Genomic DNA, 24,008 nt, shown 5'->3' with positions numbered 1-24,008 from the left:
AACGCGCCAGCGTCACCGCGGTTGACCGCCCCGGAGCGCGGCCCGCTCCCCGAAGCCGACGGTGACCGTGGTGCCCTGGCCCGGCACGCTGTCGATCTGCACCGCCCACCCGTAGCGGGCGGCCAGCCGCCGCACGACGGCGAGACCCAGGCCGCGGCCGCCCACGTACTGGTCGGCGCGGTAGAACGGCTCGAAGGCACGCTCGAGCACGTCGCGCTCCATGCCCACGCCGGTGTCACGGACCTCGACACGGTGCTGCTCCACCCGCACCTCGATGCGTCCTTCCCGGGTGAAGGTGCAGGCGTTGCGTACCAGCTGCTCCAGGATCAGCGCCAGCGCGCGCACCGAGCCGGCCGGTTCCGGCCGGCCACGTTCGACCAGTTCGAGGGTGACCGCCGCGGCCGTGCCCATCTCGTCCAGCAGCGCCTGTCCCACCATGACGGCCTCGGCCGCCACCGCCCGCACGTCGATCGTGCCCGCATCGGCCTTCACGTCCTCCCGGGCGAGGATCAGCAGGGCGTCGACCACCGCCTCCATGTCGCGCGCGGCCACCTGCACCCGGTCCAGGGAGCGTTGCAGGCGGGGCGGCAGCTCCGGGTCGCGCCGCAGCATGTCGGTGGCCACGCGGATCACGGTCAGCGGCGTGCGCAGCTCGTGGCTGGCCTCGCGGGTAAAATCGCGCTCCCGGCGGACGAACGCCTGGCTGCGCTCCGCGAGGCCACGCAGCGCCCCCTCCAGCTGATGGACCTCGCTGCCGACCTCGCCGGGAAGCCGCACCAGGTCGATGGCTTCCAGATCGACGCGCTGGGGATCCCATTTCGCGACCTCCCCCGCCATCGCGTGGACCGGCAACACCATCCCCCGTGCGGTGCGGTAGCTGAGCCAGCTCACGACCCCGATCGCCAACGTGGCCAGCACCGATGCGATCAGCAGGGACCAGAGGGCCACCCTGTCCAGCAGACGGAACGGCATCTGCAGGTACAGCCGCCCTCCGGGTCCGTCCTGCACGAGCAGCCGCTGCGAGGTGCCAGGCGGGCCCAGCCGGTGCAGGCCCGGCCCGGCCTCCGCATAGTCGGCCGGAACGCCGGCCGCCTCGGGGTCGATGCCGTCGGGGACGAAGTATCCCTGCACCGACGGGGTCCACGGCGGCGCATGGCCCGGCTCCTCCGCGGCCCGGGTCCAGAAGCGTGCGGCTTCGGCGTGCACCCACTGCGTGGCCAGCACGCCGCGGGCGAACACCGTCGACACATACAGCGACGCCAGTACCGCCACGATCGCCAGAACCGTCTGCAGCATGAAGACCCGACGCAACCTGCCCGGCAGCCCCTGTGCCATGCGTCCGTCCCGCGACCGTCAGGCCGGCGGCTGTTCGATGTCCGCGATGCGGTACCCCGCGCTCTGCACGGTGTGCAGCAGGGGCTTGTCGAAGGGCTTGTCGATGGTCTTGCGCAGGTTGTAGAGGTGGCTGCGCAGGGTATCGGAATCCGGCAGGCTGTTGCCCCAGATCTCGCGCTCGATCTCCTGCCGGTTGACCACGCGCGGCGACTCGCGCATCAGGATCGTCAGCAGCTTCAGGCCGATCGGCGAGAGCTGCAGTTCTGTGCCCGAGCGCGTGGCGCGCAGGCTGGCGGGATCGAGCACCAGGTCGGCCACCTTCAGCACCTCCGAGCCCACCTGGCGGCGCTCGCGGCGGATCAGCGCGCGCAGCCGCGCCTCCAGCTCCTGCACGGCGAATGGCTTGACCAGGTAGTCGTCGGCGCCGGCGCCCAGGCCGGTGAGCTTCTCGTCCAGCGTGTCGCGCGCGGTCAGCATCAGCACCGGCGTCGATTTGCGCGCCTCCTCGCGCAGGCGCTTGCAGACCTCCACGCCGTCCAGGCGGGGCAGCATGAGGTCGAGCACGATCACGTCGTAGTTGTTCTCGCTGGCCAGGCGATATCCGTCGAGGCCGTCGGCGGCATAGTCGACCTCGAAGCCACGGCCTTCGAGATATTCCCCCACCATCTCCGAGATATTGCGGTTGTCCTCGACGATCAGGACCAGGCCACCGGGCTCCTGCGTTCCACGCATCGCGTCCTCCCTTGGCGTCTTCAGCTTTGTGAAAGGCTGCCGGGGCCGGGGTCTACGGTGTGTGAAGACGGCTCAGAACGGGATCCTGCCGGTCAGGATGTCCCTGAACATCACCCAGTCGCCGGCCAGGGAATAGAAGGGGTGGCGGAAGGTGGCAGGCCGGTTCTTCTCGAAGAAGAAGTGGCCGGTCCAGGCAAAACCGTAGCCGCAGGCCAGAGCCGCCAGCACCCACCAGGGGTTCGCGCTGACGATCGCCACGGCCAGGAACGCCAGCGCCCCGCAGCTGCCGACGAAATGCAGTCTGCGCGAAGTGCGGTTGCTGTGTTCCCCGAGATAGAAGGGATAGAACTCCCGGAAGCTGGCGAAACGGGCCATGGTCGGCTCCTGGTGAGGCCGTTGCCGCCATCATGCCTCAGCCCGACGCACCGCGCTCGCCGGCCTTGGCCCGCTCCCAGTACGCATCCTGGGTGTCCAGGGACAGTCCCGCCAGGCAGGTGCCATCGGCTGCGGCCAGCGCTTCCATGCCGCGGAAGCGACGCTCGAACTTGTGGTTGGCGCGGCGCAGCGCGGCACCGACGTCGACCCCGGCGTGGCGCGCCAGGTTGGCGGCGACGAACAGCAGGTCGCCGAGTTCGGCCTCGAGGCGGTCGCGCGCGGCGGCGTCCTCCGGCGCGGCGGCCACAGCGGCGAATTCGGCGCCGACCTCCGCCAGTTCCTCCTCGAGCTTGGCCATCACCGGTCCCGGGCCCGGCCAGTCGAAGCCCACGCGGGCGGCCCGGTCCTGCAGTTTCACCGCGCGCTGCCATTCCGGCAGCCCGCGCGAGATCCCGGCCAGCGCCGAGGTGTCCGTGTCGCCGGCGGCGGCACGCTCGGCACGCTTGATCTCTTCCCAGCTGGCGCGCACGGCGTCCGCATCCTCGCGGTCGGCATCACCGAACACGTGCGGATGCCGGCGCTCCATCTTGTCGGCGATCGCGCGCGCCAGGTCCTCGAAGCCGAAGTGCCCGGCCTCGCGGGCCATCTGCGCATGGAAGACCACCTGCAGCAGCAGGTCCCCCAGCTCGTCGCGCAGCCCTTCCATGTCGCCCCGATCGATCGCGTCCGCGACCTCGTAGGCCTCCTCGATCGTGTACGGGGCGATCGTCGCGAAATCCTGCGCCAGGTCCCACGGGCACCCGGACGCCGGATCGCGCAGCCTGGCCATGATTCCCAGCAATCGCTGCAGTTGTCCGGACACTTCGGTACTCCTCGTCAGGGACCTTGGATCCACTCCCTCCACGGCAACTCCGGATCGCCCAGTGCGATGAAGTCGCCGTTGAGCAGGGTGTCACGCTGGTTGTAGCGGAAGGGCCGGCCGCGCAGGTCCAGCACGCAGCCGCCCGCGGCCTCCAGGATGGCCTGGCCGGCGGCGGTGTCCCATTCGCTGGTCGGACCCAGGCGCGGGTAGGCGTCCATGCCGCCCTCGGCCAGCAGGCAGAACTTGAGCGAAGAACCGAGGCCGACGGTCTCATGGTCGCCGATGCGGCCGAGCAGGGCCGCGGTGCGTTCGTCCAGGTGCGAACGGCTGGCGGCCACGCGCAGCGGCGCGGTGGCCGGGCGGCGGCTGGCGATGGCGCGCTCGGTCCCATCCTCGCGGCGGAACGCGCCCCGCCCTGGCGCGCCATGCCAGACCACGCCCGTCACCGGGGCCTGGATCACGCCGAACACCGCCACGCCGTGGTCGACCAGGGCGATGTTGACCGTGAATTCGCCGTTGCGCTTCAGGAATTCACGGGTGCCGTCGAGCGGATCCACAAGCCAGAAACGCGTCCAGCCGCACCGCTCCTGCAGGGACACCGTATGCGCGGACTCTTCCGACAGCACCGGGATGTCGGGCGTCAGCCGCGCCAGCGCGTCCACGATGCAGCGGTGTGCAGCCAGGTCCGCTGCGGTCACCGGGCTGGCGTCGGCCTTGGCGCGCACGGCCAGGTCGTCGTCGTGCACGGCCATGATCGCCGCTCCGGCCTCGCGGGCGATGGCGATCACGCCTTCGCGCACGCCCTCGTCAACGGCCCGCATGATGCTGCAGCCAGTCACGGGCGACGAACAGCGCCGCGATCGAGCGGCCTTCGGAGAAATCCTCGCGCAGCACCAGTTCGTGCAGGGCGTCGAGCTTCCAGGGCACGACCTCGAGCTCTTCCGGCTCGTCGCCGGGCAGACGCTCGGGGTAGAGGTCGCGCGCCACGACCAGGTGGGTGGAATGGCTCATGTAGGTCGGCGCCAGGGTCAGGCTGCGCAGCACGTCCAGGCGGCGCGCGCCGTAGCCGGCCTCTTCCTTCAGCTCGCGGTCGGCGGCCTGGGCCGGACTCTCGCCGGCATCGATGCGGCCCTTCACCAGGCCCAGCTCGTAACGGTGCACGCCGGCCGCGTACTCGCGCACCAGGAGCACGGTGTCGTCGTCGATCAGGGGCACCACCACCACTGCGCCGTGTCCGCGACCGTGCAGGCGTTCATAGCGGCGGCGCTCGCCGTTGGCGAACTCGAGGTCCAGCCGCTCAAGGCGGTAGGGGCCGGCGTCGGACTCGGTGATGCGGTGGATCGTCGGCAGCGGACGGCTCACCGGCACCCCCGCGGTGCCCGAAGGGCGATAATGCCGCGATGTCCGACAGGTCTTTCCACGATGCCGCCATTCTAGCCGAGGGCGGCGACTGGCGATCCCGCGATCTCGCCGTGCTCTGGCACCCGTGCACGCAGATGCGCGAGCACCCCGACACCCTGCCGCTGCTGACGGTGTCGCACGGCGAGGGTGCCTGGCTGGTCGGCCACGACGGCCGCCGCACCCTCGACGCCGTCAGCAGCTGGTGGACCAACATCCATGGGCACGCCGAACCGCGCATCGCGGAGGCGATCGCCCGCCAGGCGCGCCGGCTGGAGCACGTGATCCTCGCCGGTGCCACCCATGAAGGGGCGGTCGAGCTGGCGGAGCGCCTGCTTCGCATCGCGCCCCGCCAGCCAGGGCGTGCGCCTCTGGCGAAGGTGTTCTACGCGGACAACGGCTCGGCCGGAGTCGAGGTCGCCCTGAAGATGGCCTTCCACTGGTACCGCAACCGCGGCGACGAGCCGCGGCGCACGAAGTTCGTCGCACTCGCCAACGGTTACCACGGCGAGACCATCGGCGCGCTCTCGGTCGGCGACATCCCGCTGTACCGGCGCATCTATGCACCGCTGCTGATGGAAGCGATGTTCGCGCCCTCGCCCGATGCGTGGAATGCGCGCCCGGGACAGTCCGCCGAGGACTGCGCCGAGGAGGCGGCCGACGCGCTCGCGCGCCTGCTCGACGAGCACCCCGGCGAAGTCTGCGCGCTGATCCTGGAGCCGCGCCTGCAGTGCGCCGGTGGCATGCGCATGCACCACCCGGTGTACCTCCGGCGCGCGCGCGAACTCTGCGACGTGCACGGCGTGTTCCTCATCGCCGACGAGATCGCGACCGGCTTCGGCCGCACGGGCACGATGTTCGCGTTCGAACAGGCCGGCGTGATGCCCGACCTCATGTGCATGTCGAAGGGCCTGACCGGCGGCTTCCTGCCGCTGGCCGCGGTGCTGGCGACGCAGTCCATCTACGACGGCTTCCTGGACGACTCGCGGGAGCGCGCCTTCCTGCATTCGCACAGCTATACCGGCAATCCGCTGGCCTGCGCCGCGGCGCTGGCGTCACTGGACATCTTCGAGTCCGACGACGTGCTCGCCCGCAACCGCGTGACCGCATCCAGGATGGCCGAGGCGGCCACGCCGCTGGCCTCGCTGCCGCATGTGGCGGAGGTGCGGCAGGCCGGCATGGTGGTTGCCTTCGAGCTCACCCGCGACGGCGATCGCGCCTCGCCCTTCGACCCCGCCGAGCGCGTCGGCCTGCGTGCCTACCGTGCCGCTCTCGACCACGGAGTGATGCTGCGTCCGCTGGGCGACATCCTCTACTGGATGCCGCCCTACTGCATCGACGACGCCCAGCTGGCGCTCCTCGCCGAAGCCACCGAGGCGGCGATCGTGGCTGCGACCGGGGCCGTCTGACCACGCCCGGTCCGCAGCGAAAGGAGAGGGATTCCCCATGCGCCAGAATCGCGAGTACATCGACGCCCCGCTCGCCATTGGAGCGAGGCTCGAGCTTCCGGAACCGGCCGCCGCGCATCTTCTGCGGGTGCTCCGGCTCGGTGTTGGCGATGGCTGCGTTCTGTTCAACGGCGACGGTTTCGACTACGACTGCCGGATCACCGCGGCCGGCAAGCGCGGCGGCGAAGTGGACGTGCTGTCCGCGCGCAAGGTCGACAACGAGTCGCGGCTGCGGATCGTGCTGCTCCAGGGCGTGGCCCGCGGCGAGAAGATGGACTGGATCCTGCAGAAGGCGACCGAACTCGGCGTCGCCGGCTTTGTGCCGGTCTCGAGCGAGCGCAGCGAAGTACGGCTGGACGCCACGCGCCTGGAGAAGCGCCTGGCACACTGGCGCGGCGTGGTCGCTTCCGCCTGCGGACAGAGCGGCCGCGCAATGCTGCCTCCGGTCGCAGCGCCGCTGGGACTGGCCGAAGCGGTCGCGGACCTGCCCGCCGATGCGCTGAAGCTGGTCCTGGATCCCGCCGCCACGGCCTGCGTGCGCGGACTGGCCGGGCCCGGGAACCGGACCGTCGTGGTCGGCATCGGTCCCGAAGGCGGCTGGTCGCCGCGCGATCGCTCGGTGCTGGCGGACGCCGGCTTCGAAGGCCTGCGCCTGGGGCCGCGGATCCTGCGCACCGAGACCGCGGGCATCGCCGCGATCAGCGCACTGCAGGCGGCATTCGGGGATCTCGCCTGACGGGCGCCGCCGGGCTCAGGCCGCCAGCGCCTCGCGGATCGCGGCTTCGATGGCGTCCACGTCGGGCAGCAGCGCCCGCTCGTCGTTGAGCAGTACGCGCATCAGCACGCACCGTGGCAGCCCGGCCGCATCGCCGCCGGCATCGCCCTCGCCCGCATCGGCGACCAGCGCGTCGCGCGAGACCGTGACCAGGCGGGGGAACCCCCTGGTCAGCAACGCCACATAGGGCAGGCGGGCATCGCCGCCCAGCGCCTTGAGCACCACGATCTTGCTGCCCGGTCCGCCGGCCTCGTCGCCGATGCCGGCCAGGCGCGGGAACGAGGTCAGCGGCAGTTGCCAGCCTCGCCAGCGGATGCGTCCGAGCATCCAGTCGGGCGCGCCGGGCACCGGCTCCGGATCGGCGAACGACAGCACCTCGGCGATGGTCGCGTTCGGCAGCAGCAGGCGCGCGCCTTCGACCTGGATCAGGACGCCGCGGATTTCCTGGAGAGCGGGTGCGTTCATCGCCGGGACCTCATGAAGACCAATGGTCGAGCAGGGCCTGTGCCAGGCTGCCGGGCTCGGCCGACACGGCGCCGCGTGCGACCAGGGCATCGACCGCCGTGGCGTCGTAGCAGGTGTCCGGCGCCTGGGCGAGTACCAGTACGCCGGCTGCGGCCACCTCCATCGCGCGGTCGACCCGGGCGGCGTCGGCACCGCTCAGGAAGACCAGGGCGCTGTCGCCGGCAGGCAGCGACCCGTAGCCGTCTCCGCCGTCGGCGTCCACGAAGACCAGTCGCGCCCCGCCCTCGGCGGCCACGATCCCGGGCGGCAGGAAGTACACCGTGCCCGGGTCGGCGGACGCTCCGGCCTCGGCCAGTACGACCGGGGCGGAAGTGGCACGCTGCATCTGTTGCACCAGGCGGTCATAGCGGCCGCCGTCGAGCTGCAGCCGGACCAGCACCGCGCGCGGCAGTTCATCGTCCAGGCCGCCCAGCAGCTGGCGCACTGCGTCGGGGCCACCGAGTCCGGCCTCGATCATCACCGCACCGCGCAACCTGCCGTCACCGGGGCTGTCGGGATCGACCAGCGACAGGCCCCCAAGACGGGCTGCAAGGGCGTCGAAATCGACCGTCGGAGTCTGCGCGACGCGCGCGATGATCGGAGAATCGTCCTCGACCAGGGAGAGTCCGCTGCCGAGCGACAGAGGGTCGGCCGTGGCGCTCGCCGCGGCGGTGGCGTCGCTGTCATCGCCGCTGTCGTCGCCACTGTCGGTGCCGCCCGCGTCCCCGTTCGCGTTCGCGTTCGCGTCCTCGTCCTCGTCCTCGATCTCGATCTCGATCTCGTCCTCGACCAGCGAAATGGTCCAGTCCGGTGCGGGTGCCCGCGAACCCGAGTCGCTGTCCGCGGGGTCCTCGTCCTGCGCAGCTTCGGCGGCCGCCAGCAGGGCCGCCAGCTCCGGATCGGCCTCCGCCGTGACCCCGTAGTCTCCCGACGACGACCAGTCCATGTCTTCGGCGGCGAGCAGGCCGTCGAAGCCGGCCACGCTGCCGCCGGAAGAAGCGTCAAGGCTGGAAAGGCCGGCGTCGGGCCCGTGCGGCGCGTCCGCCGCGGGGCGTGCGAGGTCCTCGGCCCCGGCGCCCGGCGGAAGGACATCCTGGTGGCCGTGGAGCTTGGCGGCAAGGTGGCGGACCCAGCGCGCGGCGTCCCAGCCATCCCGGTTCGCGGCGACTTCCGCCTCCTCGAACATGACCAGCACCCCGGGGTCCGACAGCAGCGCGTCGTAGCGCTCCAGCGCATCCTCGATCGCGGCCTCCAGCGCCACCAGCACGGCGCCGGGGCGCAGGGCGACGGCTTCAGCCGGATCGCCTTCGTTCGGGTCCACGGTGCGCAGCAGCTCCGCGCCGGCCTCTTCCAGCGCACTCTCCAGCCGCTGCCGGGCTACGCCGGCACGCGCCAGGAGCAGGACCCGTGCGGCGCCCGCCTCCTGCTCAGCCATCATGCTGCTCGAGCAGGTCGTGGACGTTGCGCAGGAGTTCGTTCTCCTGGTACGGCTTGCCGAGATAGCGTTCGACGCCGATCTCGAACGCGCGCTGGCGGTGCTTCTCGCCGGTCCGGGAGGTGATCATGATGATCGGCACCTCGCGCAGGCGGGCGTCGGCCTTCATCTCGGTCGCGAGCTCGTAGCCGTCCATGCGCGGCATCTCGATGTCCAGCAGCATCAGGTCGGGGACGCGTTCGGCCAGGCGCTCGAGCGCGTCGACGCCGTCCTTCGCGGTCACGACCTCGTAGTTGTGCCGCTCGAGCACGCGGGCGGTGACCTTGCGCATGGTGATCGAGTCGTCGACCACCATGACCAGCGGCACGCGGCGCTGGAGGGCGGCCTCGGCCGCCGGGTCGCGCGGCCGCGCCACCTGCCGGCGACGCACCAGCGGTGCGACGTCGAGGATCACCACCACGCTGCCGTCGCCCATGATGGTGGCGCCGAAGATGCCCGGCACCGAAGCCACCTGCGGGCCCACCGGCTTCACCACGATCTCGCGGCTGCCGAGGATCTGGTCCACGGCCACCGCCACGCGCAGCTCGCCCGAACGGACCAGCAGCAGGGGCATCTGCAGGTGGCCGTCGGCGCGCGCCGGCGCATGGCCGACCAGACCGCCGAGGTCGTGCACGGCGTAGTCCTCGCCGCCGTAGGCATAGGCGGCATCGGGCCGTCCGAACTCGTCGCGCGAGATGCGGCCCACGCCGCGGACCGATGCGATCGGCACCGCGAAGCTGGTCTCGCCGATCTTCACGAACACGGCCTGGGTGACCGCCAGCGTCTGCGGAAGGCGCATGGTGAAGGTGGTGCCGCGCCCGCGCACGGTGGCGATGTCGAGTGCGCCGCCGAGCTGGCGGACCTCGCTCGCAACAACGTCCATGCCCACGCCGCGGCCCGACAGACGACTGACTTCGTCGGCGGTGGAGAAACCCGGCTGGAAGATCAGGCTGTCGAGGTCGCCCTCGGCGAGCACCGCGTCGTCGCGGATCAGGCCGCGCTCGACTCCGCGGCGACGGATCGCCTCGCGGTCGAGGCCGGCACCGTCGTCGGCGACCTCGAGCACGACCTCCGAACCTTCGCGGCGCACCGAGATCCGCACCGCGCCCTCGTCGGCCTTGCCGGCCTCGCGGCGCTTGCCCGGCGTCTCGAGACCATGGGCCACCGCGTTGCGCAGCATGTGCTCCAGCGGCGCGGTCATGCGCTCGAGCACGTTGCGGTCGAGTTCGCCCTGGGCGCCCTCGAGCCTGAGCTGGGCATGCTTGCCGGTCTCGGTGGCCGCCTGGCGGACCACGCGGCGCAGACGCGGCACCAGCGAATCGAACGGCACCATGCGCGTGCGCATGAGGCCTTCCTGCAGGTCGGAGCTGACGCGCGACTGCTGCAGCAGCAGGGTCTCGTACTGGCGGGTCAGGTCGTCCAGCGTGCCCTGCAGGCTGGTCAGGTCGGCCACGGACTCCGCGAGCGCGCGCGACAGCTGCTGCAGGGTGGAGAAGCGGTCGAGTTCCAGCGGATCGAAGGTGGCATCGGCCGAGTCGTGCTCGCGCTGGTAGCGGGCGATGATCTGCGCCTCGGTCTCGATGTCCAGGCGGCGGAGCTGATCGCGCAGGCGCGTGTTGGTCTGCTCCATCTCGCCCATCGCCCCGCGGAACGCACCAAGCTGCTGCTCCAGGCGCGCGCGGTAGATGGCGACCTCGCCGGCATAGTTGACCAGACGGTCGAGCAGGTCGGCGCGGATCCGCACCTGCTCCTGCGGGGCCCGGGGCGTGATGTCGTCGTCCTCGGCGGCCTCGGCCGCGCCGATCGGCGCAGTGAGCGGCGGCATGACGACCTTCGGCGCCGGCATGCGCTCGGCAGGCGCCACGACGCTGCCGGCCAGGAGTTCCTCGCCGCGCGCGCGGGCGTCCAGCGCGTCGATCAGGCCCTGCGAGGGACTGATCGCACGCCCCTCGCCGACCCGGGTGACCATCGCATGCAGGCGGTCGAAGCCGCGCTCGAGCAGTGGGACGTCCCCGCGGCCGAGATCGAAGCGCTGCTCGGACACGGCCTCGAGCAGCGATTCCATCGAGTGCCCGAGTTCGCCGATCGCGAAGATCCCGGCCATGCGCGCGCCGCCCTTGAGCGTGTGCAGGTCGCGCTGCAGGCCGACCAGGGCCTCACGGTCGCTCGCCGATTCGCGCAGCTTGGCGAGCAGCCCGTCCGAATGATCCAGCAGGTCGCGACTCTCCTCGACGAAGATCCCGACAAGCTCGGTATCCAGGCCTGTGAAGTCGAATGCGGCGTCGGGATCCTCATCGGTCGGGATCGCGGCCAGCATCTCGGCGTTTGCCGCAGCCACGACGCGGTCCACCTCGAGGCGGTCGGCGGCCAGACGCTCGGACTCCAGGCGTTCGGCTTCGAGGCGCGCTGCCTCGAGTCGCGCTGCCTCGAACCGCGCTGCCTCGAGTCGCGCTGCCTCGAGCCGCTCTGCCTCGAGCCGCTCTGCCTCGAGTCGCGCTGCCTCGAGTCGCGCTGCCTCGAGCCGCTCTGCCTCGAGCCGCTCTGCCTCGAGCCGCGCTGCCTCGAGCCGCTCTGCCTCGAGCCGCTCTGCCTCGAGAGTTTCGGCTTCGAGGGACTCGGCATCGGGCTGCCCGAGCTCGCCATCCCCGGAGACCACGCGTTCGGCGTCGAAGCCTTCGGCTTCCGCACCCACGGCTTCGAGACGCTCCGCTTCGAGGCGTTCCGCTTCGATCCGCTCCTGCTCCAGGAGCTGCGCCTCGCGCTCGACGTGGTCGCGGTCTTCGGCTTCGATACGTTCGGCTTCGATACGTTCGGCTTCGAGGCGTTCGGCTTCGAGGCGTTCGGCTTCGATACGTCCGACTTCGATACGTTCGGCTTCGATACGTTCCGCTTGGCGACGCTCCGCTTCGAGACGCTCCGCTTCGAGACGCTCCGCTTCGAGACGCTCCGCTTCGAGACGCTCCGCTTCGAGACGCTCCGCTTCGAGCCATTCGACTTCAAGCCGCTCCGTTTCGCGACGCGCCGCCTCGAGCCAGTCCAGCTCGGCGGCCTCCGCTCCCGGCTCCGCCGTTTCCTGCTCCGGGATCCCGGGCTCGTCCGCCCCGGCGGCGTGATCCACGGCGATCACCTCGGGCTCCCGGTCGAAGCCCGCGTACGGACTCATGTCGATGTCGACCAGCCTCGGTACGTGCGTCTCGGCGGTGACCACATCGTCGCCGTGCGCGAAGCCGGCATCCTCCTCCGCCAGGATCTCGAAGCCCAGCGGCGCAGGCGCGGGCAGGTCATCGCGCAGCGCCGCGAGCCTGGCGGCCAGCGCCGTCGCCACGGGGACCTGCGGGTGCGTCGACTGCAGGCCGGCGATCGCGGCGCGCGCCACGGTCGCCAGTTCGGCGATCGCGGCCAGGCCCTCGTCGGTCGCGGGTGCGCCCGCGGCCAGCATGCGGCGGACATAGCCTTCGCCAGGAGTCAGCGCATGCGCGACGGTCGGCAGCTCGGTCATGGCGAACGCGCCGTTCATCGTGTGCAGCGCGCGCAGCAGCGGTTCCGAAGCCTGCGTGGCACCCGGGGAGGCAGCGGCCACCCAGGCGTCGACTGTGGCCAGGTGGCCGCTCACTTCGGCATCAAGGATCTCCAGCAGCAGCGGGTCGACAGAGGCCGCCACCATCTCCAGCGCCGCCGGCGCGGATGTTGTGTCCGTCTCCTCCCCGGTTCCGGACGCGCTGACCGCGTCGACCGCGTCGATCGTTCCGGTGGCGTCGGTTGCCCCGTCAGCTTCGATTGGCCTGGCGGGTCCGATGGCATCGGTCGCTTCTCCGGCGTGCGGCGCTTCATCCGCCGCCGATGCTTCGGCCGTCCCGGTCGCGGTCGCATCGGCCGCCCCGCCGCCCGCGTCGGCTTCCTGCAGCGCCACTGCTTCAGGCGCACCGTCGATCCGCGCATCGACGGGCTCCATGGGCGCGGGCAGTTCCGGCATGCGCTCGTCGCCGCCGGCAATGCGTTCGGCCTCCGCCTGCATCCGCTCCAGATCGGCGCGCACCGCACCGTCGCCGCGCAACGCCGCCTGCAGTTCCGGCAGCGTGGAGAAGGCCTGGTCGACCATGGCCACCACGGCGGGGCTCGCCGGCCGCGTGCCGTCGAGCACGCGGTTGAGCATGTTTTCGATCTTCCAGCTGAACTCGCCCAGGGTGCGCGCGCCGACCAGGCGGCCGCTGCCCTTCAAGGTATGGAAGACGCGGCGGATCGGGCGCAGGCGCTCGAGGTCGTCCGGCTGGGCGCGCCACAGCGGCAGCAGCTGGTCGAGGTTGTCGATCTCCTCGGCGAACTCCTCGAGGAAGACCTCGCGGATGTCGTCGTCGATCTCGTCGCCGGTGATCTCGAAGCCGCCCGGCCGAGCCGGCGCGGCAGCGGCAGCGGCAGCGGCAGCGGCAGCGGCAGCGGCAGCGGCAGCGGGAGCGGCAGCGGCAGCGGGAGCGGGAGCGGGCGCGACTGCAGGCACGGGCACGGCCTCCGCCTGGACCCGCTGCGCTTCAACGACCGCGGCGTCGAGCGCCCCGGACTGCCCACCCGTCGTGTCGCGGTCGATCAGCGCGGCGACCGTGCGCTCGACGTCGGCCTCGCTGACCACGGGCCCCGCGGCGACACCCGACCGGGCGGACTCCGGCATGCGTTCCATCGGCAGCGGCCAGTAACCCAGGCTCTCCAGGCTCTGGCGGCTGACGTCGAGGATCTCGTCGCGGTTGGAGCGGTTCTCGCGCAGGGCCTCGAGGTAGTACTCCAGGCTCGCCAGCGCGTCCGCGAAGGTGTCGAGCTGGCGCCCGTTGGGCACGTGGCGGCCACCGATCAGCTCGTCCTCGATGTAGCGGCGGACGCCGGTCAGGTAAGCCGCGGGCTGCGGCAGTTCCAGCATCTGCAGCGCGCCGGTGACCTCGCGCAGCAGACGCGGCACCTCGGCCAGTTCGCCATGGTCCCAGCCGGTTTCGATGAAGGCCACGAAGGCCTGGCGGGCGTCCGCGAAATTGGCGATGGCCTCCCGCGCGAGCACGTCGAGCACCTTCTCCGCCTCGCCGGCGCCCAGTTCCTCCTGCACGGGCGCATCCTGGTCACCGGCACCGAGGCGCGCGACCTGGTCATCGAGGGTGGCGTCGACGTAGAGCAGCGCACCGGCGACGTCGAGCAGCGCGCCCTCGTCCGCCGCCTTCCTGCCGTCGACGATCCCGGCCATGGCGTCGCGCTGCTGCCCGATCACGCCGCGTGCGACGCCCAGCCCGAGCATGCCCAGCGTGTCGGCGACGCGCCCCAGTGCCTCGACCTGGGGCGCGAGGCGCTCGACGTCGTTCTCGCCGGTCCGCAGATGCAGGTCGAGCGCGTCCTTGACCCTCAGGAGGTCTTCCTTCAGGGCCGCGGCCACGGTGTCGAGCAGGGCGCGGTTGCGCCCGCTCATGCTGCCCTGGGCGTGGCTGATCTCGGAGTCGGTCGGAAGCTGACGCTCCAGCTCGAAGGTGTCCTTCAAGGCGCGCAGCGCCGAGTGATCGGAGCTGGCGTGGGCGGCGTGGTACAGCAGTTGCCGGGTCGGCTCGAGCGCGGCTTCCGCGCGCGGCATGCCGAAACCGTCGTCCTCGAACAGGCGCCGTGCCTCGCGTTCGACGCTGGCGAAGGCCTGCCGCAGCGCCGGCGTCACCTCGATCGCATCGTCGCCCATCGCCCTGGCCACCGACGAGGCGACCCACAGCATGCGCCGCGCCGGTTCCGCCCGGACGTGGGCGAGCAGCGCGTCGAGCGATGCGGCGATCGCGGCGGCATCGACGGGCTTGCCTGCCTCGGGCCACGCGCCCATCGCCGCCTGCAGTGCGGCCAGCGCCGGCTGGGCGCGCGCATTGCGCACCGGTACGGGATCGTTGCCCGCCTCCGCCGGCGCCAGTCCGCCCGGCAGCGGACGCTGCAGGTCGGGCGCGAACAGCACGCTCTCCGACAGGCCCGCCTCGCCGCGGGCGGCGCGCAGGTCGTTGAGCAGCGGCAGCAACACGATCGGGATGTCCTTGTGGCCGCTCTGCAGGCGCTCGAGGTAGTCGGGCAGCAGCACCACGCCGCGCATCAGCATCGCGCAGGCGGCGTCCCGGTCCGCCACCGCGCCTTCCTGCAGCGCCTGCGCCAGGCGCTCCATCTCCTCGGCCACCATCGCCGGCGCGTACAGCTCGACCATCCGCAGCGTGCCCTGCACCTGGTGCAGGTAGCCGGCGCAGAAGCCCATGCGGCTGGTGTCGGTGGGGTCGGCGGCGAAGTCCTCGATCTCGATCCGCGCCTGGCGCAGGGTCTCGTCGAGCTCCGGCTTGACCCAGCCGAGCGTGGTGTAGTCGATCGCGTCGCGCAGAGCGGTCATCGGTCTGGGATCAGGCCGGCAGCTTGAAGTCGGCGACCGAGCGGCGCAGGTCGGCGGCCAGCTGCGCCAGGTTTCCGATCGACGCGGCGGTCTGGTTGGCGCCCTGCGAGGTCTGGGCGGTGATCGACTGGATGGTGTTCATCGTCTCGGTGATGTTGCTCGCCGCCGCGGACTGCTGCTGCGAGGCGCTCGAGATGCCTTCGATGAGCGCCGCCAGGCTGGTCGACACGTTCTCGATCTCGCCCAGCGCGGTACCGGCGTCCTCGGCCAGGCGCGCACCGGCGACCACCTCGGACGTCGTCTGCTCCATCGAGCTGACGGCTTCGTTGGTGTCGGCCTGGATGGTTTCCACCAGCGTTTCGATCCGCTTGGTCGCGTTGGATGCGCGCTCGGCGAGCCGCTGCACTTCGTCGGCCACGACCGCGAAGCCGCGGCCCGCCTCGCCCGCCGACGCCGCCTGGATGGCCGCGTTCAGCGCCAGGATGTTGGTCTGTTCCGAGATGTCGTTGATGAGTTCGACGATCGAGCCGATTTCCTGCGAGCTCTCGCCCAGGCGCTTGATGCGCTTGGACGTCTCCTGGATCTGGTCGCGGATCGAGTCCATGCCCGCGATCGTCTCGCGGACCACGCCCGCGCCCTTGGTCGCGATCTGCACCGAGCGCTGCGCCACGTCCGCCGACTCCGCGGAGTTGCGCGACACCTGGTTGATGCTTTGGGCGATCTCGTTGATGCGGTCGGAAGCGGAGTTGATCTCCTGCGCCTGGTGTTCCGCGGCCTCGGCCAGGTGCATCGCGGTGGCCTGCGTCTCCTGGGCGCTGGATGCCACCTGCACCGAGGTGTCGTTGATCGTCTGCACCAGGCTGCGCAGCTGCTCGACGGCGAAGTTGATCGAGTCGGCGATGGCGCCGGTCATGTCCTCGGTGACCGTGGCCTTCACCGTCAGGTCGCCCTCCGCCAGCGAGCCCATCTCGTCCAGCAGGCGCATGATCGCCTCCTGGTTGCGGTTGTTGAGTTCCATCGTGGTCTCGTAGCGCTCGCGGCGGTCGCGGCTCAGCTCGCGCATCAGGCCGGCCAGGGCGACGGCGGCGAGCACCAGGAACGCGATCGAGATCCAGATGTTTCCGAGGATCGACGTGTCGTTCAGGGAGCCGAACGCGGTCAGCGCCTGGAACAGCGTCTCGCTGTCCGCCAGCAGCTGGTCGGAGCCCGTGGTCAGCGAGGCCGCGGCCGATTGCGCGGCGAACAGGTTCTGCGAGCTGGAGAGGATGGCGTCGAGGTCCTTCTTCATCTCCTCCCACTGCGCGCCGGCCTGGTCGAGCGCGGCCAGCGCAGCGGAGTTGGAGAGCGGCTGGACGTTCATCGCATCGTCGCCCGAGCGCAGGCCGGCGAGCACCTGCTCGAACACGCCGGCGTCGCGGGCCAGCGCATCGCCGGCCACCGCGGCACCGGGACCGCCCGCCTGGATCTCGGTCACGCGCCGGGCCATCGTCGAGGCCAGCACCACCTCGCGCAGCGCGATGTAGATCTGCGACGAGGGCGACCCGCTGGCCGACATCGCGCGCACCACCTCGTCGAGCTGCGCCTGGAGCTGCGGCACGGCTTCGGTGAAACGGCCGGCGTTGCCGGTGAAGGCGACCACCGCGGCCTCGCTGGCGAGCACCTGGCCGGCGCTGGCCGACAGCGGCTCCCAGGTCGCGGCCACCGCGCGGATCTCGCCGGCGACGTCCGGAGTGCCGCCGAAGTTGCGGATCAGCAGGTCGATGTCGGCATCGATCGCGTCCCTCGTGGTCTTGAACGCGGCGTAGGCGTCGGTATCGCCGTCGACCGCCTCGCGGCCCTGGATCGCCAGCCTCTGCGAGTTCACCTGCAGGCTGGAGGCCGCGGTGCTGGCGCCACCCAGGCGCGAGGCCTTGGTCATCGCGTAGATGGTGTTGCCGGCGAACACCAGGAGCGAGGCCACCAGCAGCCAGATCCAGACCCTGGCGCCGATGGTGCGACTCTTGCCGGTTCCGTTGTCGATGACGTTGCTCATGCGATTATCCCTGGCCTGTCTGATGCGGCGTCAGGCCGCTGCTTGTCTGAATTCGGGCGTCCGCGACAGCCGGTCCAGGCTGAACACTCCCCATGCGTGCCCGCCCACCTTGTAGACGCGTTCGATGAAGCCGGAGTATCGCCCGCCGGAGAGGGCCTCGTGGCTGGACTGCTGCTCCTCGAGGAAGCTGCGCTGGCCGAACAGCTCGTCGATGGTCAGCGCCACGTTGCCGCCGGGCTGGCGCATCACCAGCACGCGCTGGCCCTCGTGCAGCACCGTGCGCTCGCCCTCGAGGAACAGGCGCAGGTCGACCACCGGCAGCAGGTTGCCGCGGATGTTGGCCACGCCGAGCATCCACGGTTGCGCACCCGGCACCGCGGTGAGCTGCGGCAGCGGAAGGATCTCCACCACCTCGTCGAACTCCGAGGCCAGCAGGCGCTGACCGACGCGATAGCCCACGCCGCGCCACATGCCCGGCGCATCGAGCTGCTCGGGCAGGCCGACCACGTGCGCGAGGCTGCGCCGCTCGAAGCCGGCAAGCACCTCGAAAGGTCCTTCGGGCCGCGGATGGGCGTCGCGCCGGACCACTTCAGCCACCCAGCAGGGCGTTGATGTTCTCGACCAGTTCGCTCTCCACCGGCGGCTTGACGATGTAGCCCCTGGCGCCCTGGCGCATGCCCCAGGCCTTGTCGGTCTCCATGCCCTTGGTGCTGACGATCAGCACCGGGATGGCGGACGTGGCCTCGTCACGGGAAAGCGCGCGCGTTGCCTGGAACCCGTTCATGCCGGGCAGCACCACGTCCATCAGCACCAGGTCCGGACGTTCCCGGCGCGCGGTCTCGATGCCATCCTCCGCACTGATGCAGGCGAGCACCAGATGCCCGTTGCGCTCGAGCAGCTGGGTCAGCACCGCGGTGTCGGTCGGCGAATCCTCGATCAGCAGGATCTTTGCCATGTTGCCTGCCCCCCCCGGTCAGGTATTGACGTGCTTGCGGATCGCGTCGAGGAGTTCCTCGCGCGTGAAAGGCTTGGTGACGTACTGCTCGGAGCCGACGATGCGGCCGCGCGCCTTGTCGAACAGTCCGTCCTTGGAGGAGAGCATGATCACCGGCGTCTGTTTGAAGAGCTGGTTGTTCTTGATCAGCGCGCAGGTCTGGTAACCGTCCAGCCGCGGCATCATGATGTCGACGAAGATGATCTGGGGCCGCTGGTCGGCGATCTTCGCCAGCGCCTCGAAACCGTCGGTCGCGGTCACCACGTCCGCGCCTTCGCGGCGCAGGAGGGTTTCTGCGGTGCGGCGGATGGTCTTCGAGTCATCGATCACCATCACGCGCAGGCCGTCGAGGCTGCCGGCGTGGGTTTGCTCCTGCGTCATCGTGTCTCCCCGGTGCATGGCCCCCGATTGCCGGGGCCATTGCGAGCGGCCAATCTTCCAGCACGGTGCTGCACTGTCAAGCTTGGCGTGCCCGGACTGCGCCGGGCGTCGGAATCCCGCCGGCAGCCATCCGTCCCCCAGCTGATAACATTTGCCGCTGGTTGCGGCGGATGGCCCCCATGCCTCTCGATGTCGTTGTGGTGATGGACCCGATCGGGTCGATCAGGATCGCCAAGGATTCCACCTTCGCCATGCTGCTCGAGGCGCAGCGGCGCGGACACCGCCTGCACTACGTCATGCCCGGGGGACTGTCGCTGGATGCCGGGCGGGCCGGTGCGCTGGCGGCGCCGCTCACGGTCCGCGACGATCCTTCCGGCTGGTTCGAGCTGGGAACGGCCTCGCAGCGCGAATTCGGCGCCGGCGACGTGGTCCTGATGCGCACCGATCCGCCGGTCGACGCCGACTACATCAACGACACCCACATCCTCGACATCGCGCGCCTGGCCGGGGCCAACGTGGTCAACGACCCGCGCGGGCTGCGCGACCTGAACGAGAAGCTCGCCGCGCTGCTGTTCCCGCAGTGCTGTCCGCCGACCCTGGTCAGCCGCCGGGCCGCGGCGCTGAAGGCCTTCGTGGCCGAGCACGGCCAGGCAGTGCTCAAGCCGCTCGACGGAATGGGCGGGCGCTCGATCTTCCGCGCCACCGCAGGCGACCCCAATCTCAACGTGATCCTGGAAACCCTGACCGCCAGCGGCCGCCAGCTGGCCATGGCCCAGCGCTGGCTGCCGGAGATTTCCGAGGGCGACAAGCGCATCCTGCTGATCGACGGCGTGCCGGTGGACTACTCCCTCGCGCGGATCCCGCAGGGCGACGAGTTCCGCGGCAACCTCGCCGCCGGCGGCCGCGGCGAGGGGCGCCCGCTGAGCGAGCGCGACCGCTGGATCGCCGCGCAGGTGGGCCCGGAGATGGTCCGGCGCGGCATGCGCTTCGTCGGCCTCGATGTGATCGGCGACTGGCTCACCGAGGTCAACGTCACCAGCCCGACCTGCATCCGCGAGCTCGACGCCGAATTCGGCCTCAACATCGCCGGCATGCTGTTCGATGCCATCGAGCGCGGCGCTCCGCGTACCGACGCCTGATGCAGGACGCGGACGGTCGGAGGCCGTGAGGACGACGGCGGCGCCGGAGGGCATCGGCGAGCGCGACCGCCTCGGCGCGACCCTGGTGCTGTCGCTGCTGGTGCACGGCATGCTGGTGCTGGGCGTCGGCTTCGCGCTCGAGGATGCGGCGCCGGTGCTGCCCACCCTCGACGTCATCCTGACCCGCACCACCAGCCCGCTGACCCGGGCCCAGGCCGACTTCCTCGCCCAGGCCAGCAACCAGGGCGGCGGCGAGGACGAGGCCAGCCGGCGGCCGCGGGACGCCCAGGCCGGCCAGCTGCCGCACGAGGACGCCGGCGTCGCGCAGCGCGCCGCGCGCGCGCAGTCGCCGGACGTGGCGCCACCGCCCGAGGCGCGCGTCATCGCCAGCCGCCGCGGCGAAGACACGGTCCCCGCGCCCGAAGCGCGGCCTCAGGTCGACGAACAGCTGCTGCCGGCCGGCCCCGAGAAGATCGACCGCGACCTCGCCATGGCGCGCCTGGCGGCCGAGATCCATCTCCAGTCCGAACGCTATGCCAGGCGGCCCAAGCGCAAGTTCGTCTCCGCTTCGACCCGGGAATGGGCCTACGCGACCTATCTGCGCGCCTGGGTGGACCGGGTCGAGCGCGTCGGCAACCTGAACTATCCCGATGAAGCGCGGCGGAGACAGCTCGCCGGCACCCTGGTGATCAGCGTCGCGATCCGCCGCGACGGCTCGGTCGAGCAGGCGGAGGTGATCCAGTCCAGCGGCATCCGGCTGCTCGACGACGCCGCGTTGCGCATCGCCCGCCTGGCCGAACCCTATCCGCCGCTGCCGCAGACCGAGGAGTCGATCGACGTCCTCCACGTCACCCGCACCTGGAACTTCCTCCCGGGCGGTGCGCTGGTGGACGACTGAGGCTCAGCCGCGGCGCTCGCGCGCCGCCGCCTGCTCGGCCAGGGTGAGCGCGACGTGGTCGCGCAGATACGCCGGCTCGACCCGCTCGGGGGCCATTCCGCCGCCTTCGGCCAGCGACCGCGCGGCCAGGCGCGCGAGGTCCGCGGCGCGCGGCAGTGCCGCGGCGTCGACCGTCGCCAGGCGGTCGCCGAAGCGGCGGACGAGCGCCCCGTCCTCGGCGGCGAAGCCGGTACCCACGCCCAGCCAGGATCCGGTGTGCGGCAGCGCGACTGCGTCAGGGGCCGCCACCGCTTCCGGTGCCACCGCACGCAGCGCTTCGCCATCACGGGCAAAGGCACCGGCATACACCTCGCCCATGCGCGCGTCGATCGCGGCAAGCACGAACTCGCCCGCGGGCGCGCCGCGCAGCCCGCCCATCGCCAGCACCGCCAGCGTCGATACCGGCAGCAGGGGGCGGTCGAGCGCGAGCGCGATCCCCTGGGCGATGGAGATGCCCAGGCGCACGCCGGTGAACGCGCCGGGGCCCCGAGTGACGGCGATCGCATCCAGGTCGGCGCGGCGCAGCCCCGCTTCGGACAGCAGCGCCTCGGCCCAGGGCAGCACCAGCTCCGCATGCCGCCGGGGCGCGACCTCGAAGCGCTCGCTGAGCGCACCGTCGACCAGCACGGCGACGGAGCAGGCTTCGGTGGAGGTCTCGATGGCGAGCAGGCGCATGTGGGGCACGGGTCGGAGGGGGCGACAGGGTAACGCCTGCCGGCCGACGGCTCAGCCTGCGGCGAAGAACGCCGCCGCGTCGGCGGCGTCCCGGGTGCGCGGCAGCGGCGGCAGCGAGTCGAGGAAGCGCTTTCCGTAGCCCTTGCCGAGCAGCCGCGGATCGCAGAGCACCAGCACGCCGCGGTCGGTCTCGGTGCGGATCAGGCGACCCACGCCCTGTTTGAGCGCGATCACCGCCTGCGGCACCTGCTCGTCCCGGAAGGGATTGCCCCCGGAGCGCCGGATCGCCTCCAACCGGGCTTCGAACACGGGGTCGTCCGGCGCCGCGAACGGCAGCTTGTCGATCACGACCACGCTCAACGCGCCGCCGGCGACGTCCACGCCCTCGCGGAAGCTGGCGGCGCCAAGCAGCACACCGTTGCCGGACTCGCGGAAACGCTGCAGCAGCAGGTGCCGGGGCGCCTCGCCCTGGACGAACAGCGGCCACGGCCCCCCGCGCAGGGCCTCTGCCGCCTCGCGCAGTGCACGGTGGGATGCGAACAGCAGGAAGGCGCGCCCGCCCGAGGCTTCCAGCACCGGGCGCACGGCCTCGGTGATCGCAGCGGTGTAGTCGCGCGAGGACGGTTCGGGCAGGCCTGGCGGCAGGTAGCACAGCGCCTGGCTGGCCCAGTCGAACGGGCTTGGGACCAGCAGCGTGCGCGGCTCGTCCAGGCCCAGGCGGCGTGACAGGTGCTCAGAAGCGGCCCTCGACCGCCAGCGTCGCCGAGGTGAACACCCAGGCCGCGCGCGAACGCTCGCGGTGGGCGCGCAGCGGGCCGGAGACGTCCAGCGGCGTGCGCTGCAGGCGGAAGCCGCGCGGCGAAAGCTCGTACCAGCGCACGTCGTCGTCGCTGGAGGGCACAACGGCCGGCCCGGATTGGCCTGCAGACTCGTCGTCGTGTCCGCCATCGTCCAGGTCGCGCCAGCGCGCCAGCCGGTCTCGATGGTCGCGGGCACGCAGCTGGCAGGCCTCCAGCCCCGGGGCGGCGTCGGCCAGCGGCGCCAGCGCGTCGGTCAGCGCCATCAGCGCGGAATCGAGCGCCTCCAGCGCCTCGACCGCCTCAGGCACCGTGAGCAGCTGCGGCCGCGTCCCGCGCGCCGGCAGCACGTCCATCGCCGCGCGCAGCAGGCGCGTGGCCTGTTCCAGGGCCCGCGCCGGCTCCTGAAGCGCGGCCAGCGCCCCGTCCACACCACGGCATTCGGCGACGGCGTCGCGCGCCAGCTCCACCAGCGGCCGCGCCGACAGGCCCTCGCCGAAGAACTGCGCCGCGAGCTCCGGCAGCTGGTGCGCCTCGTCGACCACGAAGGCCTCGGCGCCGGGCAGGATCTCGCCGAAGCCCTCCTGCTTCAGCGCGAGATCGGCCAGCAGCAGGTGATGGTTGACCACCACGATGTCGGCCTCCTGGGCGCGCTGCCTGGCCTGGACCACGAAGCACTCGCCCCAGAACGGGCATTCGCTGCCCAGGCAGTTGTCGGCGGTCGAGGTGACCAGTGGCAGCAGCGGCGAGTCCTCGGGCAGCGACTCCATCTCGGCCAGGTCGCCCATGCGCGTGCGCGCGCTCCAGGCGGCGATGCGCTGGAAGTCGGCCGCCTGCGCCGGACTCTGGAAACGGTTCTCGCCGCGGGTGCGCTCCAGGCGCTGGCGGCAGAGGTAGTTGGCGCGACCCTTGAGCAGGGCGGCGCGCAGGCCGGTGCCGAGGGCGTCGCGGACCCGCGGCAGGTCGCGGTGATAGAGCTGGTCCTGCAGCGCGCGGGTGCCGGTGGAGATGATGGTCCTGCGTCCCGACAGCAGCGCCGGCACCAGGTAGGCGAAGGTCTTGCCGGTGCCGGTGCCGGCCTCGGCCAGCAGCACGGCCCGATCCTCGAAGGCCGCGGCCACCGCCGCGGCGAGGTCCTGCTGCGCTCGGCGCGGATGGAAGCCGGGCAGCACGGCGGCCAGCCGGCCATCGGTGGACAGGGCATCGCGACTGTCGCGGACCAGCGCGGACTCCTCCGGCGCGGTGTCGATACCGGCGGTGGCGATGACTTCCACGCCGCTCACCAGCGCGGCGGGCGGGCCACCCGGCAGGCGGCGATCGCCGCCTTCGCGCTGGCTGCACCCTCGGCGTCGCCCTGCACCAGTCGCACCTGCTCGATCGTGGCCCAGTGCCGGCGGCAGAGCGGCCCCACGCCCGGGCCGATCGCATGCGCCTGCACCGCGAGCTCGCCGGCACGGGTGAAGTCGGACAGCAGCAGTGCGGCTTCGGCGCGTTCCTGCAGCAGGGCGGGATCGCCCGGCACCAGGGCCAGGGCGTGGTCGAGCGCCTCGGCGGCATCGCGATGGTGGCCCTGGCGCTGCAGGCGCTCGGCGCGCTGGCGCAGATCCTCCACGCCTGGATCGCGCAGCGGCTGCACCTCGAGTTCGCCGGCACCGTCGCCCGCGGCCTCATGGATATAGACCACCATCTGCGCTGGCGTGGCCGAGGTCAGCGTCTGCACCCTCGGCGCGGGCGGCGCCGAGGCACAGGCGGCCAGCGCCAGCAGCAGGGAAGG

General features: G+C 71.7%; 19 protein-coding genes and 1 pseudogene. 4 read left to right on the top strand and 16 right to left on the bottom strand.

Going from position 1 to position 24,008, the window contains the following annotated elements:
- Positions 1-12 precede the first annotated feature (12 nt).
- The 6 genes from FPZ22_RS10335 to nudE form a co-directional block, all read right to left on the bottom strand.
- Positions 13-1,296 carry a sensor histidine kinase gene (locus tag FPZ22_RS10335; protein ID WP_210412663.1) on the bottom strand — a complete coding sequence of 428 codons (1,284 nt, stop codon included), beginning with the start codon at positions 1,294-1,296 and terminating at the stop codon, positions 13-15.
- Between the two features lie 57 nt (positions 1,297-1,353).
- Positions 1,354-2,067 (bottom strand): response regulator transcription factor, encoded by a 714-nt coding sequence (locus tag FPZ22_RS10330; protein ID WP_144892720.1) that lies wholly within the window; start codon positions 2,065-2,067, stop codon positions 1,354-1,356.
- Positions 2,068-2,139: 72 nt separating this feature from the next.
- On the bottom strand, positions 2,140-2,442 hold the full coding sequence (locus FPZ22_RS10325; RefSeq protein WP_144892718.1) for an Mpo1-like protein: 303 nt from the start codon (positions 2,440-2,442) through the stop codon (positions 2,140-2,142).
- Positions 2,443-2,479: 37 nt separating this feature from the next.
- Entirely contained in the window at positions 2,480-3,271 is a 792-nt protein-coding gene (gene mazG / locus FPZ22_RS10320; RefSeq protein WP_144894126.1) for a nucleoside triphosphate pyrophosphohydrolase, read from the bottom strand.
- A gap of 47 nt (positions 3,272-3,318) precedes the next feature.
- Positions 3,319-4,125 carry a 3'(2'),5'-bisphosphate nucleotidase CysQ gene (gene cysQ, locus FPZ22_RS10315; RefSeq protein ID WP_144892716.1) on the bottom strand — a complete coding sequence of 269 codons (807 nt, stop codon included), beginning with the start codon at positions 4,123-4,125 and terminating at the stop codon, positions 3,319-3,321.
- Complete coding sequence (gene nudE, locus FPZ22_RS10310; RefSeq protein ID WP_144892714.1) at positions 4,112-4,666, bottom strand: ADP compounds hydrolase NudE; 555 nt, start codon at positions 4,664-4,666, stop codon at positions 4,112-4,114. The genes cysQ and nudE overlap by 14 nt, the downstream gene beginning before the upstream one ends.
- Before the next feature lie 38 nt (positions 4,667-4,704).
- Between nudE and bioA the strand changes: the two genes are divergently transcribed.
- Both bioA and FPZ22_RS10300 read left to right on the top strand, forming a co-directional pair.
- Positions 4,705-6,111 (top strand): adenosylmethionine--8-amino-7-oxononanoate transaminase, encoded by a 1,407-nt coding sequence (gene bioA, locus FPZ22_RS10305; protein WP_144892712.1) that lies wholly within the window; start codon positions 4,705-4,707, stop codon positions 6,109-6,111.
- Between the two features lie 37 nt (positions 6,112-6,148).
- The gene (locus FPZ22_RS10300; RefSeq protein ID WP_144892711.1) at positions 6,149-6,886 is read left to right on the top strand and encodes a 16S rRNA (uracil(1498)-N(3))-methyltransferase; all 738 of its coding nucleotides are present in this window, start codon (positions 6,149-6,151) and stop codon (positions 6,884-6,886) included.
- 15 nt (positions 6,887-6,901) lie between these two features.
- On the opposite strand, the gene FPZ22_RS10295 is transcribed toward FPZ22_RS10300, so the two are convergent.
- From FPZ22_RS10295 to pilG, 7 genes are read right to left on the bottom strand one after another with little or no spacing between them, the layout of a single operon-like run.
- A complete protein-coding gene (locus FPZ22_RS10295) occupies positions 6,902-7,390 on the bottom strand; it encodes a chemotaxis protein CheW (protein WP_144892709.1) in 489 nt (162 codons plus the stop codon).
- Between the two features lie 10 nt (positions 7,391-7,400).
- Entirely contained in the window at positions 7,401-8,867 is a 1,467-nt protein-coding gene (locus FPZ22_RS10290; protein WP_144892707.1) for a chemotaxis protein CheB, read from the bottom strand.
- Entirely contained in the window at positions 8,857-15,279 is a 6,423-nt protein-coding gene (locus tag FPZ22_RS14105) for an Hpt domain-containing protein (RefSeq protein WP_246120691.1), read from the bottom strand. Before FPZ22_RS14105 ends, FPZ22_RS10290 begins: the two co-directional genes overlap by 11 nt.
- 10 nt (positions 15,280-15,289) lie before the next feature.
- Complete coding sequence (locus FPZ22_RS10270; protein WP_144892705.1) at positions 15,290-17,311, bottom strand: methyl-accepting chemotaxis protein; 2,022 nt, start codon at positions 17,309-17,311, stop codon at positions 15,290-15,292.
- Between the two features lie 30 nt (positions 17,312-17,341).
- The gene (locus FPZ22_RS10265) at positions 17,342-17,899 is read right to left on the bottom strand and encodes a chemotaxis protein CheW (protein ID WP_246121074.1); all 558 of its coding nucleotides are present in this window, start codon (positions 17,897-17,899) and stop codon (positions 17,342-17,344) included.
- A gap of 1 nt (position 17,900) precedes the next feature.
- Positions 17,901-18,266: a response regulator gene (locus tag FPZ22_RS10260; protein WP_144892703.1), complete on the bottom strand. Its 366-nt coding sequence runs from the start codon at positions 18,264-18,266 to the stop codon at positions 17,901-17,903.
- A gap of 18 nt (positions 18,267-18,284) precedes the next feature.
- Positions 18,285-18,686 carry a twitching motility response regulator PilG gene (gene pilG, locus FPZ22_RS10255; RefSeq protein ID WP_144892701.1) on the bottom strand — a complete coding sequence of 134 codons (402 nt, stop codon included), beginning with the start codon at positions 18,684-18,686 and terminating at the stop codon, positions 18,285-18,287.
- 179 nt (positions 18,687-18,865) lie between these two features.
- Here pilG and gshB point away from each other — a divergent pair, with 179 nt between their 5' ends.
- Together gshB and FPZ22_RS10245 are read left to right on the top strand one after the other, a co-directional pair.
- Positions 18,866-19,825: a glutathione synthase gene (gene gshB, locus FPZ22_RS10250; protein ID WP_144892699.1), complete on the top strand. Its 960-nt coding sequence runs from the start codon at positions 18,866-18,868 to the stop codon at positions 19,823-19,825.
- A 25-nt stretch (positions 19,826-19,850) separates the two neighbouring features.
- Positions 19,851-20,723: an energy transducer TonB gene (locus tag FPZ22_RS10245; protein ID WP_425463001.1), complete on the top strand. Its 873-nt coding sequence runs from the start codon at positions 19,851-19,853 to the stop codon at positions 20,721-20,723.
- A 3-nt stretch (positions 20,724-20,726) separates the two neighbouring features.
- Here FPZ22_RS10245 and tsaB read toward each other — a convergent pair whose 3' ends face one another.
- The 3 genes and pseudogenes from tsaB to FPZ22_RS10230 all read right to left on the bottom strand — a co-directional run bounded on the left by tsaB (position 20,727) and on the right by FPZ22_RS10230 (position 24,002).
- Complete coding sequence (gene tsaB, locus FPZ22_RS10240; RefSeq protein ID WP_144894120.1) at positions 20,727-21,437, bottom strand: tRNA (adenosine(37)-N6)-threonylcarbamoyltransferase complex dimerization subunit type 1 TsaB; 711 nt, start codon at positions 21,435-21,437, stop codon at positions 20,727-20,729.
- A gap of 51 nt (positions 21,438-21,488) precedes the next feature.
- Positions 21,489-23,484, bottom strand: a pseudogene (gene yoaA / locus FPZ22_RS10235) (DNA repair helicase YoaA).
- A 29-nt stretch (positions 23,485-23,513) separates the two neighbouring features.
- The gene (locus FPZ22_RS10230) at positions 23,514-24,002 is read right to left on the bottom strand and encodes a tetratricopeptide repeat protein (protein WP_144892695.1); all 489 of its coding nucleotides are present in this window, start codon (positions 24,000-24,002) and stop codon (positions 23,514-23,516) included.
- Positions 24,003-24,008 lie beyond the last annotated feature (6 nt).

The sequence above is a fragment of the Luteimonas granuli genome (genome assembly GCF_007795095.1).
Classification (GTDB): Bacteria; Pseudomonadota; Gammaproteobacteria; order Xanthomonadales; family Xanthomonadaceae; genus Luteimonas; species Luteimonas granuli.
The sequence above is the reverse complement of the archived record's forward strand: the minus strand, read 5'-3'. Positions and strand labels throughout refer to the sequence as shown.